Genomic DNA, 15,793 nt, shown 5'->3' on the forward strand with positions numbered 1-15,793 from the left:
GGGCTGGGCGTGGTGGGTGTGTGTTGCTCTGGCTCTCCTTTCTTCGGTCCCGTCCGCGGGGCGGGGGCGGGGGGGCCGCCCCCCCCCCCCCCCCCCCCCCCGGCGCTAGCTGGTCAGACTTCCTTGCTGACGATGTGGCCGAACAGCTCCTGGGAGAAGCGCACGCGCTCTTCGGCGTCTTCCTGAATGCCTTTGGCTTTCAGCTCTTCCAGGCGCGCTTCCACGGCATGGGCGCGGTGGGTCAGGCCGCAGTCGTTGGCGATCTGGATGTTCAGCCCGGGGCGAGCGTTGAGCTCGAGAATCAGTGGGCCCTTGTCCTGATCCAGCACCATGTCCACACCGATGTAACCCAGGCCGCACAACTCATAGCAGCCGGCGGCGAGCTTCATGAAGCCGTCCCAGTTAGGCAGTTGCACGCCGTCCACTGCGTTGGTGGTGTCCGGGTGCTTGCTGATCTTGTTGTTCAGCCAGGTACCACGCAGGGTGATGCCAGTGGCCAGGTCGACACCGACACCAATGGCGCCCTGGTGCAGGTTGGCCTTGCCATTGGATTGGCGTGTCGGCAGGCGCAGCATGGCCATCACCGGGTAGCCCATCAGCACGATAATGCGGATGTCCGGCACGCCTTCGTAGCTGATGCTCTTGAAGATGGTGTCAGGGGTGACACGGTATTCGATCAGCGCACGGTCACGGTGACCACCGAGCGAATACAACCCGGAGAGGATGCTGGAGATCTGCTGCTCCAGCTCCTCGTGGCTGACGATCTTGCCGGATACCGTCTTGAAACGATCCTCGAAGCGGTCGGCGATAACGGTGATGCCATCACCGCCAGCGCCTTGCGCCGGCTTGATCACGAAGTCATTGCGCCCGGCAATGATCTGATCGAGCTTGTCGATGTCCTTCTCGGTCTCGATGACGCCGTACATTTCCGGCACATCGATGCCGGCCTCGATGGCCCGCTCCTTGGTGATGATCTTGTCGTCGACGATCGGGTACAGGTGCCGTTTGTTGTACTTCAGCACGTAGTCCGCATTGCGTCGGTTGATGCCCATGATGCCTTTGGCTTCAAGGGCCTTCCACGTCTTGATCAGGCCGAACATGGTCTTAGTCCTTGAGGAAGGCTTTGAAACGGAACAGTTCGGTCAGGCGATAACCGCGGTAGCGACCCATCGCCAGCATGAAGCCCACCAGGATCAGCAGGATCGCCGGGAAGGTGAACACGAAGTACACCAGCTCGGGCACGCTCATCAGCAGGTGCGCGATAGTGGCGGCGAACAGCGTGCCAATGGCGACCTTGAAGGCATGGCTGCCGCCACGTTCTTCCCAGGTGATCGACAGGCGCTCGATGGTCATGGTCAGAATCACCATCGGGAACAGCGCAACCGATAGACCGCGTTCGAGACCCAGCTTGTGGCTGAACAGGCTGATAGCGGCGATCAGTACCACGACGAAGGTCAACACTACCGACAGGCGCGGCAGCATCTGCAGCTTCAGATGTTCCAGGTAGGAGCGTAGGGACAGGCCGAGGGCAGTAATCACCGTGAACAGGAAGATACCGAAGCCCAGTTGGGTTTCGCGGAAGGCGAGGGCGATCAGTACCGGGGTGAAGGTACCCAGGGTCTGCAGGCCGCCGAGGTTGCGCAGGATCAGAATGACCAGCACGCCGATCGGGATCATCACCATGATCATGAACGTCTGCTGGGTCTGCAGCGGCAGGCCGTATAGCGAGTATTCGAGGAAGCTGGCGTCGGTGTTCTCGTCGGTCAGCTTGGCCAGGCGGATGGCGTTCATCTCGCTGTTGTTCAGGCTGAAGCTGACAGAGGCTTGGCGACCGCCTTCGAGGCTTACCAGATCGCCATCGCCGATCCACCAGACCAGGCGGTCGGCCGGCAGGCCTTGCTCACCGGATTCGGGGTTGAAGTACAACCACTTCTGGCCGTTGAAGCTGCGCAGCCACAGTTCTGGCGATTGAGCGACTTCGGCTTGCAGGCGAATGGTGTGCACGCGTTCCATCGGCACGTGAGCGATGGACAGCAGCAGCTCGACGACCTTGGCCTTGTTGACGGTGGAGGCATCGCCGCCAAGCAGCAGCTTGACATTATCGTCATTGGCGTTGTTGACGCGCTTGATGGTCTCGCTGATGAAGGTCTCGACGTCCGCCGAGTGCTGGCGAATCGGAGCCAGCAGGGCTTCGGCCGCAATCTTCTCAGGGCCTTCGACCGGGATGCTGTCGCGGAAGATCGGACCTTTTGCAGGTGTCTGCTCACCGCTGTAACGCTTGGTCAGTACCAGACGGTAATAGAGGGTTTGTTTGCCGCTGGCGCGACGGGCCGACCAGGTGACGCGGCGGTTGCCGTCGACACGGTTGACGCTGACACCGTAGTTGTTGGAGATGAAGCTCTCGTTGAGGCTTACGTAATCCTGGTTCAGCGGCGGCACGAACATCTGCAGTTTCACCGGCTCACGCGGCGTCGCCTGGAATTCGACCCTGGCATCGATGTTCCACAGATCGTCGGTCTCGTCCTCGGTCACCGGAATGCCGAGAATGAAGATTTGGTATGCCGTAATCAGAACGCCCAAGGCCACCAGCAGGGTGATCAGGACTTTCAGATGTAGGTTCAGAGAGCGCATGGGAATTACTCGCCAGGGGTTGCGTCATCGGTGCAGTTGGGTTTGCCAGCTGCATATTTAAGGCTTGGATCGACCATGGCTTCGAAATGCTTGAGCGCTTCGGAGCCGATCAGAAGCGGGTATTGGAATGCGCTTCGGTCGGTCAAGTTCACTTCGATCGTGCGCAGGGTCTTGCCCATGCACAATTCAAGGTCGATTACCGGGCGTGCCGTGTAGGTCTTGCCTTCATCGGGATCGAAGTCGCCAGCACGGCGTTTGATCTTGCTGATACGTGATAGCGGACGCTCGATGGTGCGCTCATGGGCATCATCGATGGCCAGCACGAAACGCACCCAGGTTTCTCCGTCGCGTTTGAAGCGCTTGATGTCACGGGCGCTCAAGGACGCGGTTTTTGCGCCGGTATCGAGTTTGGCGGCTACCTGCAGGTCCAGTTCTTCTACGTGGATATATTCGTTCAGACCATAGATTGACTTGCCCATGGCCAGAGCCGGGCACAAGGTCAGCAGGCAGATCAGTAAGGAGAAGGGTTTCAGTCTCATGTGTCCTTGAGAGGGTATTGCCAGGGGCAGGTGAAGGGCAGCGTCTGGCGGCATCCTGCCATACAACGGCCTGCCATGAAGTCTAGCAGCCATGGCAAAAGGCGATAGCCGGGCATGAATGCGCGGATTCTAACATGGAGATTTTCCGTGCCGACAGACGCTTATGTAGCTTTCTGCAAGTAAGGTCGCGGCTCGCTCGCCTGGTTTGGCTGGAAACATTGTCGACAATACTTTGGTCTGCTTTGACCTTTATGGCTTTTTGACGTAATTTCATGGTCATTGTATCTCTGTGGTGTCGACAATCATGCTGCTCGAGTCCGAAGTGTCTACAGCGCCCCAGGTGGATTCGGAAACACTTTCCGAACATGTTTTCCGCTTGATTCAGGCTGCCATCGTCAAGGGCGAGATCGCCCCGGGTAGCAAGATTTCCGAGCCTGAGCTGGCGCGCACCTATGGCATCAGCCGTGGTCCGTTGCGCGAGGCCATCCACCGTCTGGAAGGACAGAAGCTGCTGGTGCGCGTCCCGCATGTGGGGGCGCGGGTGGTATCGCTCAGTCATGACGAACTGGTCGAGCTATACGAGATTCGCGAGTCCTTGGAAGGCATGGCCTGCCGTCTGGCCGCCGAGCGCATGACTCAGCACGAGATCGATGAATTGCGCCGAGTGCTGGAGCTGCATGAGCAGGACGCCGCGTTCAAGGCCGGTGTCGGCTATTACCAGCAGGAAGGCGACTTCGACTTCCACTACCGGATCATCCAGGGCAGCGGCAACCGCACCCTGGCCAAACTGCTGTGCGACGAGCTCTATCAGCTGGTGCGCATGTACCGCCTGCAGTTCTCCGCCACACCCAACCGGCCACACCAGGCCTTCGCCGAACACCACCGCATTCTCGATGCCATCGAAGGCCGTGACGGCGAACTGGCCGAGCTGCTGATGCGCCGCCATATCGGCGCCTCCAAACGCAATATCGAGCGTCACTATAGAGAGACGCTCGCCACTTCATCCAAGACTCGAGGTGATTCATGACCCAGCTTTCCGCCGGCCAGCGCTTCCGCCAGGCCCTCGCCGAAGAGCAACCACTGCAGGTGATCGGCGCGATCAACGCCAACCACGCACTACTGGCCAAGCGCGCAGGCTTTCGTGCCATCTACCTGTCTGGTGGTGGTGTCGCGGCCGGCTCGCTCGGTTTGCCGGATCTGGGCATCAACACCCTGGATGACGTGCTCACCGACGTACGCCGTATCACCGATGTCTGCGATCTGCCGCTGCTGGTGGACATCGACACCGGTTTCGGCCCGTCGGCTTTCAATATCGAGCGCACCATCAAGAACCTGATCAAGGCCGGCGCCGCCGCCGCGCATATCGAGGATCAGGTCGGCGCCAAGCGCTGTGGCCACCGTCCGGGCAAGGAGATCGTCTCCTGCGAGGAAATGTGCGACCGCGTGAAAGCTGCCGCTGATGCCAAGACCGATCCTGACTTCTTCCTCATCGCCCGTACTGACGCCATCCAGGCTGAAGGTGTCGACGCCGCCATCGAACGGTGCCTGCGCTATGTCGAGGCCGGCGCCGATGCAATCTTCGCCGAAGCGGCTTACGACCTGCCGACCTATGCACGTTTCGTCAAAGAGCTGAATGTGCCGGTGCTGGCCAATATCACCGAATTCGGCGCTACGCCGCTTTTCACCCGCGACGAACTGGCCTCGGTCGGCGTCGCCATCCAGCTGTATCCGCTGTCGGCCTTTCGCGCGGCGAACAAGGCGGCGGAAAGTGTCTACACCTCGATTCGCCAGAATGGCCACCAGAAGGATGTGATCGAGCAGATGCAGACCCGCGCCGAACTCTACGACCGCATCGGCTACCACGCCTTCGAGCAGAAGCTCGACGCGCTGTTCGCCGCCGGCAAGAAGTAAAGCGGCGCACGGATTTGCTTTGTGTAGGAGCGAATTTATTCGCGATTCGCGGATGAATCCGCTCTTACGGTTCGCTACCGCTGACAGTAAGCAGAACAAGAAGATTTGAGGAGATAACCATGAGCGCCACCGAAACCACGCCAGGCTTCAAGCCGAAGAAATCCGTCGCCCTTAGCGGCACCGCCGCCGGCAACACCGCGCTGTGTACTGTCGGTCGTACCGGCAACGACCTGCACTACCGCGGTTACGACGTGCTGGATTTCGCCAACCGCTGCGAGTTCGAGGAAATCGCCCACCTGCTGGTGCACGGCAAGCTGCCCAACGTTGCCGAGCTGGCCGGCTACAAGGCCAAGCTCAAGGCCTTGCGCGGCCTGCCAGCAGGGGTGAAGGCGGCTCTGGAGCAACTGCCGCCATCAGCCCACCCGATGGACGTGATGCGCACCGCCGTCTCCGTACTCGGCTGCCTGGCGCCGGAGAAGGACGACCACAACCATCCGGGCGCCCGTGATATCGCCGACAAACTGATGGCCTCCCTCGGCTCGGCTCTCCTGTATTGGTACCACTACAGCCACAACGGCAAGCGCATCGATGTGGAGACCGCCGACGACTCCATCGGCGGCCACTTCCTGCACCTGCTGCATGGCGAAAAACCGTGCGAGTCCTGGGTGCGAGCCATGCACACCTCGCTCAATCTGTATGCCGAGCATGAATTCAACGCCTCGACCTTCACCTCGCGGGTGATCGCCGGTACCGGCTCCGACCTGTTCTCCTGCATCGCCGGCGCCATCGGCGCGCTACGCGGGCCGAAACACGGCGGCGCCAACGAAGTGGCCTTCGAGGTGCAGAAGCGCTACGACAGCCCGGACGAAGCCGAGGCGGATATCCGCGAGCGAGTAGGGCGCAAGGAAGTGGTGATCGGCTTCGGTCATCCGGTCTACACCGTGAGCGACCCGCGCAACAAGGTGATCAAGGAAGTGGCCCGCGAGCTGTCCGTGGAGCAGGGCAATACCAAGATGTATGACATCGCCGAGCGCCTGGAAACCATCATGTGGGACATCAAGAAGATGTTCCCCAACCTCGACTGGTTCAGCGCCGTGAGCTACCACATGATGGGCGTGCCCACCGCCATGTTCACCCCGCTGTTCGTCATCGCCCGCACTGCCGGTTGGTCGGCGCACGTCATCGAGCAGCGCATCGACGGCAAGATCATCCGCCCGAGCGCCAACTACACAGGCCCTGAAGACCTGAAGTTCGTGCCGCTCAAGGACCGTAAATAAGATGAATGACACCGTGAATAGCCAATACCGCAAGCGCTTGCCCGGCACTGCACTGGATTACTTCGACGCACGTGAGGCGGTCGAGGCGATCCAGGTCGGTGCCTGGGACAAGCTGCCCTACACCTCGCGCGTACTCGCTGAGCAGCTGGTGCGCCGCTGCGATCCGCAGGATCTGAGCGCATCGCTGGACCAGCTGGTCTATCGCAAGCGCGACCTGGACTTTCCCTGGTACCCGGCGCGCGTGGTCTGCCACGACATTCTCGGCCAGACCGCGCTGGTCGACCTGGCAGGCCTGCGTGATGCCATCGCCGACCAGGGTGGTGACCCGTCCAAGGTTAACCCCGTAGTACCGACCCAGTTGATCGTCGATCACTCGCTGGCCGTGGAGGCGCCGGGCTTCGACCCGGATGCGTTCGAGAAGAACCGCGCCATCGAGGATCGCCGCAATGAGGATCGCTTCCACTTCATCGACTGGACGAAAACTGCGTTCAAGAACGTCGACGTGATCCCGGCCGGCAACGGCATCATGCACCAGATCAACCTGGAGAAGATGAGCCCGGTGATCCAGGCGCGCGGCGGCATTGCCTTCCCCGATACCTGCGTCGGCACCGACTCGCACACTCCGCACGTGGATGCCCTGGGCGTGATCGCCATTGGCGTCGGCGGCCTGGAGGCCGAGACGGTGATGCTCGGCCACCCGTCGATGATGCGCCTGCCCGATATCGTCGGCGTCGAGCTCACCGGCAAGCGCCAGCCAGGTATCACCGCCACCGATATCGTCCTGGCGATCACCGAGTTTCTGCGCAAGGAACGAGTGGTCGGTGCCTGGGTCGAGTTCTTCGGTGAGGGGGCGGACAGCCTGTCCATCGGCGACCGCGCGACCATCTCCAATATGTGCCCGGAGTATGGCGCCACGGCCTCGATGTTCTATATTGACGGCCAGACCATCGACTACCTCAAGCTCACGGGGCGTGAGCCGGAGCAGGTGGCGTTGGTGGAGCACTACGCCAAGACCCTTGGCCTGTGGAGCGACGCGCTGAAAACCGCCGAGTACGAGCGCGTGCTGCGCTTCGACCTGGGCAGCGTGGTGCGCAACATGGCTGGCCCGAGCAACCCGCATCGCCGCCTGCCGACCTCGGCGCTGGCCGAGCGTGGCATCGCCGACGAAGCCAAGCTGCAGAGCGGCAAGGTCGAAGAGGCCGAAGGTCTGATGCCGGATGGTGCAGTGATCATCGCCGCCATCACCAGTTGCACCAACACCTCCAACCCGCGCAACGTCATCGCTGCCGGTCTGGTGGCGAAGAAGGCCAATGCGCTGGGCCTGGTGCGCAAACCCTGGGTGAAGACCTCGTTCGCGCCGGGGTCCAAGGTTGCCAAGCTGTACCTGGAAGAAGCCGGTCTGCTGCCGGAGCTGGAAAAGCTTGGCTTCGGCATCGTTGCCTACGCCTGCACCACCTGCAATGGCATGTCCGGCGCGCTCGATCCGGTGATCCAGAAAGAAATCATTGACCGCGATCTGTATGCCACTGCAGTGCTCTCGGGCAACCGCAACTTTGACGGGCGCATCCATCCTTATGCCAAGCAGGCCTTCCTGGCCTCGCCGCCGCTGGTGGTGGCCTATGCCATCGCTGGCACCGTGCGCTTCGATATCGAGCAGGATGCGCTGGGTACCGATGCTCAGGGTAATCCGATCACGCTGAAGGATTTGTGGCCGAGCGACGAAGAGATCGACGCCATCGTTGCCGCTTCGGTGAAGCCAGAGCAGTTCAAGCAGATCTATATCCCGATGTTCGACCTGGGCAGCGTGCAGGAGGCGGAAAGCCCTCTGTACGACTGGCGCCCGATGTCCACCTATATTCGCCGTCCGCCGTATTGGGAAGGCGCGCTGGCCGGCGAGCGCACGCTCAAGGGCATGCGTCCGCTGGCGATTCTGCCGGACAACATCACCACCGATCACCTGTCGCCGTCCAACGCCATCCTGGCGGACTCGGCCGCCGGTGAGTACCTGGCGAAAATGGGCCTGCCGGAAGAGGACTTCAACTCCTACGCCACCCACCGCGGCGACCACCTGACCGCGCAGCGCGCCACCTTCGCCAACCCGCAACTGGTCAACGAGATGGCCGTGGTCAACGGGCAGGTGAAGAAGGGTTCGCTGGCCCGCGTCGAGCCGGAAGGCCAGGTAATGCGCATGTGGGAGGCCATCGAGACCTACATGAACCGCAAGCAGAACCTGATCATCGTCGCCGGTGCCGACTACGGCCAGGGCTCGTCGCGGGATTGGGCGGCCAAGGGCGTGCGTTTGGCGGGTGTGGAAGTGATCGTCACCGAGGGCTTCGAGCGCATCCACCGCACCAACCTGGTGGGCATGGGCGTGCTGCCGGTGGAGTTCAAGCCGGGCACTACCCGTCTGACCCTGGGTCTGGATGGCACCGAAACCTATGACATCGAGGGCGATATCTCGCCGCGCTGCGACCTGACCCTGGTGGTCAATCGCCGCAACGGCGAGGTGGTTCGGGTGCCGGTGACCTGCCGACTGGATACCGCGGCGGATGTCAGCGTGTACAAGGCCGGCGGCGTGCTGCAGCGCTTCGCCAAGGACTTCCTCGAAGGTGCGGTGGCTTGATGTAACGACCGGCCCTAAGGGCACCTCTAAAAACTACCTGCGTTGCCATTGCTGCGTTAAAAACAGGCTCAAAATGCTCATTTACAGCGCGTAAACTGCGCTTTTTCGCCTGTTTTTGCCTTGCACTGGCTGCCTCGCCTACGTTTTTAGAGGCGCCCTAAGCGGGCCGGTACAACCTTCCGTAGGAGCGAGCTCTGCTCGCGAACGAAGCTTCTCCGCGAGGCTATTCGCGAGCAGAGCTCGCTCCTACAAGAAACGGTAGCGCTCGCCCGGATGTGATCCGGGAAAAACCTGCATCATCATTCTTTCAGGACTGCACTCATGGCTTATCTGCCGCAAGTGAAAATCCCCGCCACCTACATGCGTGGCGGCACCAGCAAGGGCGTGTTCTTCCGCCTGCAGGATCTGCCCGAGCGTTGCCAGGTGCCTGGCGAGGCGCGCGACAAGCTGTTCATGCGCGTGATCGGTAGCCCCGATCCGTATGCGGCGCAGATCGACGGTATGGGCGGTGCCACCTCGAGTACCTCCAAGTGCGTGATCCTGTCGAAAAGCACTCAGCCCGAGCATGACGTCGATTACCTCTACGGCCAGGTCTCCATCGACAAGGCCTTCGTCGACTGGAGCGGCAACTGCGGCAACTTGTCCACCGCCGCCGGCGCCTTCGCCATCCATGCCGGCCTGGTCGATCCAGCGCGTATTCCTGAAAGCGGTACCTGTGTGGTGCGTATCTGGCAGGCCAATATCCAGAAAACCATCATCGCCCACGTGCCGGTCAGTAATGGCCAGGTGCAGGAAACCGGTGATTTCGAGCTGGACGGCGTCACCTTCCCAGCAGCGGAGATCGTGCTGGAGTTCCTCGACCCGTCCGATGACGGCGAGGATGGCGGTTCGATGTTTCCCACCGGCAATCTGGTCGATGACCTCGAAGTGCCCGGCGTCGGCACTTTCAAGGCGACCATGATCACCGCCGGCATCCCGACCATCTTCGTCAATGCCGAGGACATCGGCTACCAGGGCACCGAGCTGCGTGAGGCCATCAATGGCGACCCGGCGCAACTGGCGCGTTTCGAGCAGATCCGCATTGCCGGTGCGCTGCGCATGGGGCTGATCAAAACGGCCGAGGAGGCTGCGACACGTCAGCACACCCCGAAGATCGCCTTCGTCAGTCCGCCCAAGGATTACCGCACGTCCAGCGGCAAGGATATCAGGGCCGGCGAGGTCGACCTGCTGGTGCGTGCGCTTTCTATGGGCAAGCTGCACCACGCCATGATGGGCACCTGCGCGGTGGCCATCGGCACGGCGGCGGCGATACCGGGCACTCTGGTCAACCTGGCTGCCGGTTGCGGCGAGCGTGAGGCGGTGCGTTTTGGCCATCCGTCCGGCACCTTGCGGGTTGGTGCACAGGCTCGTCTGGTCGATGGTCAGTGGACAGTGACCAAGGCAGTGATGAGCCGCAGTGCGCGCATCCTCATGGAGGGCTGGGTGCGAGTGCCGGGCGGAAGTTTCTGATGCTCTAACTTAGAAAAGACTCGAGGTTTCGAGTCTTTTTATTTTTAAAACAGCTAGTTACGAAACTTATTTAAGGCGTCGTTCAACACCTTTTTCCACCAAGATCTTGGCCGAAATCTCCTCGACCGAGAAATGTGTGGAGTTGATGAAGGCGATGTTTTCACGGCGGAACAGACCTTCCACCTCGCGCACTTCGAACTCGCACTGGGCGAAGCTGGCGTAGCGGCTGTTGGGCTTGCGCGCGTGGCGGAGGGCGGTGAGGCGATCCGGGTCGATGGTCAGGCCGAACAGCTTGTCGCGGTACTTCTTCAGCGACTCTGGGAGCTGCAGGCGCTCCATGTCGTCTTCGGTCAGCGGGTAGTTGGCGGCGCGGATACCGTATTGCATGGCCATGTACAGGCAGGTTGGCGTCTTGCCGCAGCGCGACACGCCGACCAGGATCAGGTCGGCCTTGTCGTAGTAGTGGGTGCGGGCACCATCGTCGTTGTCGAGGGCGAAGTTGACCGCCTCGATGCGCTCCATGTAGTTGGAGTGCTGGCCGATGGAGTGCGACTTGCCGACGGAGTAGGAGGAGTGCGAGCTCAGCTCCTGCTCCAGTGGCGAGAGGAAGGTCGAGAAGATGTCGATCATGAAACCATTGGCGGTATCGAGAATCGCACGAATATCGCGGTTGACGATGGTGTCGAAGATGATCGGACGGGCGCCGTCCCTTTCGGCGGCGGCATCGATTTGTTGTACCATGGCGCGCGCTTTATCGACGCTGTCGATGTAAGGGCGGGTCAGTTTGGTGAACTGAATGTTCTCGAACTGCGCGAGCAGGCTCTGGCCCAGGGTTTCGGCGGTGATGCCGGTGCCGTCGGAGATGAAGAAAGCGGTTCGTTTCATTTGCGCCAAAGGCCTTAAGCTGAGGTCGATTCTTGGCTATGATAGGCCGCGTTTTACGCCGGGCCCACCGGGTTCGGCATTGTTACTTATACAAGGGCAAGGCCACAATCGCGCGACCTCGGTCGTTCGACATTGCGCAGCCCACTGAGCTTTTCCAATACAGTTAGTGGAGAGATCACCTTGGTAGAGTACGTAGTTTCCCTCGATAAGCTCGGCAATCACGATGTTGAGCATGTGGGGGGCAAGAACGCATCCCTCGGCGAGATGATCAGCAACCTGGCCGGCGCCGGCGTTTCGGTGCCCGGCGGTTTCGCCACTACGGCTCAGGCCTACCGCGACTTTCTCGAGCAAAGCGGCCTGAATGCGCAGATCCACGCAGCGCTCGATGCCCTGGACGTCGATGACGTCAATGCCCTGGCCAAGACCGGCGCGCAGATTCGCCAATGGGTGATGGACGCCGAGTTCCCCGCCGAGCTGGACAAGCAGATTCGTGAAGCCTTCGCCACCATGAGCGCCGGCAACGACAACATGGCCGTGGCCGTGCGTTCCTCCGCCACCGCCGAAGACCTGCCGGACGCTTCCTTCGCCGGCCAACAGGAAACCTTCCTCAACATCCGTGGCGTGGACAATGTGATTCGCGCCGCCAAGGAAGTCTTCGCCTCGCTGTTCAACGATCGTGCCATCGCCTACCGCGTGCACCAGGGCTTCGACCACAAGCTGGTCGCCCTGTCCGCTGGCGTGCAGCGCATGGTGCGTTCGGAAACCGGCACCGCCGGTGTGATGTTCACCCTGGACACCGAATCGGGCTTCCGTGACGTGGTGTTCATCACCGGCGCCTACGGTCTCGGCGAGACCGTCGTGCAGGGCGCGGTGAACCCCGACGAGTTCTACGTGCACAAGCCGACCCTGGAAGCCGGCCGCCCGGCCATTCTGCGTCGCAACCTGGGCAGCAAGGCGATCAAGATGGTCTACGGCGACGAAGCCAAGGCCGGTCGTTCGGTCAAGACCGTGGAAGTCGACCGTGCCGAGCGCGCGCGCTTCTGCATCACCGACGCCGAGGTCAGCGAACTGGCCAAGCAGGCACTGATCATCGAGAAACACTACGGCCGCCCGATGGACATCGAGTGGGCCAAGGACGGTGACGACGGCAAGCTGTACATCGTGCAGGCCCGTCCGGAAACCGTGAAAAGCCGCGCCAGCGCCACCGTGATGGAGCGCTACCTGCTGAAAGAGAAGGGCACCGTGCTGGTCGAAGGCCGCGCCATCGGTCAGCGCATCGGCGCCGGCAAGGTGCGGGTGATCCACGACGTATCCGAGATGGACAAGGTGCAGCCCGGCGACGTGCTGGTCTCCGATATGACCGACCCGGACTGGGAGCCGGTGATGAAGCGCGCCAGTGCCATCGTCACCAACCGTGGCGGCCGTACTTGCCACGCGGCGATCATCGCCCGTGAGCTGGGCATTCCGGCCGTGGTCGGTTGCGGCAACGCCACCCAGGTGCTGAAAGATGGTCAGGGCGTCACCGTGTCCTGCGCCGAAGGCGACACCGGCTTCATCTTCGAAGGCGAACTGGGCTTCGACATTCGTAAGAACTCGGTCGACGCCATGCCGGACCTGCCGTTCAAGATCATGATGAACGTCGGTAACCCGGACCGTGCCTTCGACTTCGCTCAACTGCCGAATGAAGGCGTAGGCCTGGCCCGCCTGGAGTTCATCATCAATCGCATGATTGGTGTGCACCCCAAGGCACTGCTGAACTTCGCTGGCCTGCCGCCGGAGATCAAGGACAGCGTCGAGAAGCGCATCGCCGGATACGGTGATCCGGTCGACTTCTACGTCGAGAAGCTGGTCGAGGGCATCAGCACCCTGGCCGCGGCGTTCTGGCCGAAGAAGGTCATCGTGCGTCTGTCGGACTTCAAGTCCAACGAATACGCCAACCTGATCGGCGGCAAGCTGTATGAGCCGGAAGAAGAGAACCCGATGCTGGGCTTCCGTGGTGCTTCGCGCTACATCAGCGAATCCTTCCGCGACTGCTTCGAGCTGGAATGCCGCGCGCTGAAGAAAGTGCGCAACGAGATGGGCCTGACCAACGTCGAGATCATGGTGCCGTTCGTGCGTACCCTGGGCGAGGCGTCGCAAGTGGTCGAGCTACTGGCCAGCAATGGCCTGGCCCGCGGTCAGGATGGCCTGAAGGTCATCATGATGTGCGAGCTGCCGTCCAACGCCATTCTGGCTGAAGAGTTCCTCGAGTTCTTCGACGGTTTCTCCATCGGCTCCAACGACCTGACCCAGTTGACCCTGGGCCTGGACCGTGACTCCGGCATCGTCGCCCACCTGTTCGATGAACGTAACCCGGCCGTGAAGAAACTGCTGGCCAATGCCATTGCCGCCTGCAACAAGGCTGGCAAATACATCGGCATCTGCGGTCAGGGGCCGTCGGACCACCCGGATCTGGCCAAGTGGCTGATGGAGCAAGGTATCGAGAGCGTGTCACTGAACCCTGACTCGGTACTCGACACCTGGTTCTTCCTGGCCGAGACTCAGCCTGCCTGATGTTCATTGCGCAGGGCGGGTGTAACCCGCCTTGCGTAGAGGCGAAGGTTCAAGAAAAACGCCGCGATTTCGCATAGAAGTTGCGGCGTTTCTCTTGAGCGGCTGGCAACAGGGCCGTTCCTGGCCTGATTTCCTTTGTGGCATAGCGCCATTGCGGTCACCTGATCCATGCAAAGCAGCAGTGAGCTTTTCCCCGTCGCCCTGATCAGCGCCGAATTACGCGGTGATCTGAGCGAGGATGTCTATCTTCTCAAACCCAACAACAGCCCCGACTCCAGCGTCGAATTGGCCCTGACCCGGCTCGGCCGCGCAGGTGCCGAAGGCGAGCGCGGCGTCCCTGTGGTATTGCTGCATGGCAGCTTTTCCAATCGGCGCTTCTGGTATTCACCCAAGGCCATTGGCCTGGGGCCTTACCTGGCGCGTGCGGGGTTCGATGTGTGGATCGCGGAAATGCGCGGCCACGGCCTGTCGCCGCGCAACGAAAACTATCGAGATAACCACGTGGCGCTGTACGTGCGCTATGACCTTCCAGCCATTGCTGATTTCATCATCGAGCAGACCGGGCAAACCTCGCACTGGATCGGTCATTCCCTCGGCGGAGTGATTCTGGCGGCAGCCTTGGGCGGTGGTTATCTCGATGAGGCGCGTGCGCGCTCGGTAGCCTTGTTCGGCAGCCAGATCAGTCGTATCTACTGGCCTCTCAAGTTGCCGCCGGTGGAGTGGGGCGGCCGCCTGCTGTTGCGTGCCTTCCCTTACCTTTCCGGGCGCCGGCTGAAGCGCGGCCCCGAAGACGAACCGACCGGCCTGGCACTGGAAACCCTGCGCTGGCTCAAGCTATTCGGTCGTTTCGGCGATGCCGATCAGGATTGGTGGGCTGGCCTGACTGAGGTGCGCATACCGATTCTGGCCGTAGGGGCGGCAGCCGATCAGCAAGACCCTGCCTGGGCCTGTCGCAAGCTGCTGGAGCAGTGCAGTGCAGCGCCGTCGCAGTTCTTGCTGCTAGGCAAGGAAAACGGCTTCTCCAGCGACTTCGGGCATATCGAAATGCTGGTCAGCAAAGAGGCGCAGCGTGAGGTATGGCCACTGACCGAGTATTGGTTGCAGCATCTGCAACTACCCGCCGGTTTTGCCGAGCAGGCCTCTGCTATAGGATCTTGAGCTGCTGTTTGAGATCGTCCCGGCCGTTTCTTCGGCACGGGCTTAGCGGTAAGATGTGACGCATCATGCGTAGGCGGTCATTTCAGGTTCGCCTGCTTGCTTGTCGTTCATTGTCGGGCGGGTTCGTAGCGATAGCCCGATGCTGAATTGACTCGCTTCAAGCAGGTCCATGAAGGTGGCTGCCTTCTCATCCATTGTCGAAAGGAGCTCTGTCATGCACTACATCACCCCTGATCTGTGCGATGCCTATCCGGAACTGGTCCAGGTCGTCGAGCCGATGTTCGCCAACTACGGCGGCCGCGATTCTTTCGGTGGCCAGATCGTCACCATCAAGTGCCATGAGGACAACTCGCTGGTGAAGGAGCAGGTCGATCTGCCAGGGCACGGCAAGGTGCTGGTTGTGGATGGCGGCGGCTCCCTGCGACGTGCACTGCTTGGCGACATGCTGGCCGAGAAGGCGGCCAAGAACGGCTGGGAAGGCATCGTCGTATATGGCTGCATCCGTGATGTCGACGTCATCGCGCAGACCGATCTGGGCGTGCAGGCGTTGGCCAGTCATCCGATGAAGACTGACAAGCGCGGCATCGGCGACCTGAATGTCCCCGTCACCTTTGGCGGTGTGACTTTCAAGCCCGGCGATTACCTGTACGCCGACAACAACGGCGTCATCGTTTCCCCGCAAGCCTTGAACATGCCGGAATAATCCG

Annotated in this window: 13 protein-coding genes; 8 read left to right on the forward strand and 5 right to left on the reverse strand. The window is 61.3% G+C overall.

The genetic code is table 11. From position 1 onward, the window contains the following. Nucleotides 1–113: 113 nt before the first annotated feature. Genes EGJ86_RS05670 through EGJ86_RS05680 form a run of 3 tightly spaced genes read right to left on the reverse strand, consistent with a single transcriptional unit; the run spans nucleotide 114 to nucleotide 3,170 of the window. The gene (locus EGJ86_RS05670) at nucleotides 114–1,100 is read right to left on the reverse strand and encodes an alpha-L-glutamate ligase-like protein (protein WP_099524298.1); all 987 of its coding nucleotides are present in this window, start codon (nucleotides 1,098–1,100) and stop codon (nucleotides 114–116) included. A 4-nt stretch (nucleotides 1,101–1,104) separates the two neighbouring features. After that, nucleotides 1,105–2,631, reverse strand: a complete 1,527-nt coding sequence (locus EGJ86_RS05675) for an inactive transglutaminase family protein (RefSeq protein WP_106732369.1) — start codon at nucleotides 2,629–2,631, stop codon at nucleotides 1,105–1,107. 5 nt (nucleotides 2,632–2,636) lie between these two features. Next, nucleotides 2,637–3,170 (reverse strand): ATP-dependent zinc protease, encoded by a 534-nt coding sequence (locus EGJ86_RS05680; protein WP_099524292.1) that lies wholly within the window; start codon nucleotides 3,168–3,170, stop codon nucleotides 2,637–2,639. A 304-nt stretch (nucleotides 3,171–3,474) separates the two neighbouring features. Here EGJ86_RS05680 and EGJ86_RS05685 point away from each other — a divergent pair, with 304 nt between their 5' ends. From EGJ86_RS05685 to prpF, 5 genes are all read left to right on the forward strand, one after another. Beyond that, nucleotides 3,475–4,197 carry a GntR family transcriptional regulator gene (locus tag EGJ86_RS05685; protein WP_099524290.1) on the forward strand — a complete coding sequence of 241 codons (723 nt, stop codon included), beginning with the start codon at nucleotides 3,475–3,477 and terminating at the stop codon, nucleotides 4,195–4,197. Then, complete coding sequence (gene prpB / locus EGJ86_RS05690) at nucleotides 4,194–5,081, forward strand: methylisocitrate lyase (RefSeq protein ID WP_125834366.1); 888 nt, start codon at nucleotides 4,194–4,196, stop codon at nucleotides 5,079–5,081. The genes EGJ86_RS05685 and prpB overlap by 4 nt, the downstream gene beginning before the upstream one ends. 119 nt (nucleotides 5,082–5,200) lie before the next feature. Continuing rightward, nucleotides 5,201–6,358, forward strand: a complete 1,158-nt coding sequence (prpC, locus tag EGJ86_RS05695) for a 2-methylcitrate synthase (RefSeq protein ID WP_125834367.1) — start codon at nucleotides 5,201–5,203, stop codon at nucleotides 6,356–6,358. 13 nt (nucleotides 6,359–6,371) lie between these two features. Then, nucleotides 6,372–8,981, forward strand: a complete 2,610-nt coding sequence (acnD, locus tag EGJ86_RS05700; protein ID WP_177432780.1) for a Fe/S-dependent 2-methylisocitrate dehydratase AcnD — start codon at nucleotides 6,372–6,374, stop codon at nucleotides 8,979–8,981. 321 nt (nucleotides 8,982–9,302) lie between these two features. Continuing rightward, nucleotides 9,303–10,490 (forward strand): 2-methylaconitate cis-trans isomerase PrpF, encoded by a 1,188-nt coding sequence (prpF, locus tag EGJ86_RS05710; RefSeq protein ID WP_106732365.1) that lies wholly within the window; start codon nucleotides 9,303–9,305, stop codon nucleotides 10,488–10,490. Between the two features lie 66 nt (nucleotides 10,491–10,556). Here prpF and EGJ86_RS05715 read toward each other — a convergent pair whose 3' ends face one another. Next, nucleotides 10,557–11,375 (reverse strand): pyruvate, water dikinase regulatory protein, encoded by an 819-nt coding sequence (locus EGJ86_RS05715; protein WP_125834369.1) that lies wholly within the window; start codon nucleotides 11,373–11,375, stop codon nucleotides 10,557–10,559. 36 nt (nucleotides 11,376–11,411) lie between these two features. Then, nucleotides 11,412–11,609, reverse strand: coding sequence for a hypothetical protein (locus tag EGJ86_RS25280; RefSeq protein ID WP_230874291.1), 198 nt, complete (start codon nucleotides 11,607–11,609; stop codon nucleotides 11,412–11,414). Here EGJ86_RS25280 and ppsA point away from each other — a divergent pair. From ppsA to rraA, 3 genes are all read left to right on the forward strand, one after another. Further along, the gene (gene ppsA / locus EGJ86_RS05720) at nucleotides 11,556–13,928 is read left to right on the forward strand and encodes a phosphoenolpyruvate synthase (protein WP_125834370.1); all 2,373 of its coding nucleotides are present in this window, start codon (nucleotides 11,556–11,558) and stop codon (nucleotides 13,926–13,928) included. The genes EGJ86_RS25280 and ppsA overlap by 54 nt on opposite strands. 168 nt (nucleotides 13,929–14,096) lie before the next feature. Beyond that, complete coding sequence (locus EGJ86_RS05725) at nucleotides 14,097–15,086, forward strand: alpha/beta fold hydrolase (RefSeq protein ID WP_125834371.1); 990 nt, start codon at nucleotides 14,097–14,099, stop codon at nucleotides 15,084–15,086. Between the two features lie 214 nt (nucleotides 15,087–15,300). Next, complete coding sequence (rraA, locus tag EGJ86_RS05730; protein WP_125834372.1) at nucleotides 15,301–15,789, forward strand: ribonuclease E activity regulator RraA; 489 nt, start codon at nucleotides 15,301–15,303, stop codon at nucleotides 15,787–15,789. Nucleotides 15,790–15,793 lie beyond the last annotated feature (4 nt).

The organism is Pseudomonas sp. o96-267, from assembly GCF_003935465.1.
Classification (GTDB): domain Bacteria; phylum Pseudomonadota; class Gammaproteobacteria; order Pseudomonadales; family Pseudomonadaceae; genus Aquipseudomonas; species Aquipseudomonas sediminis.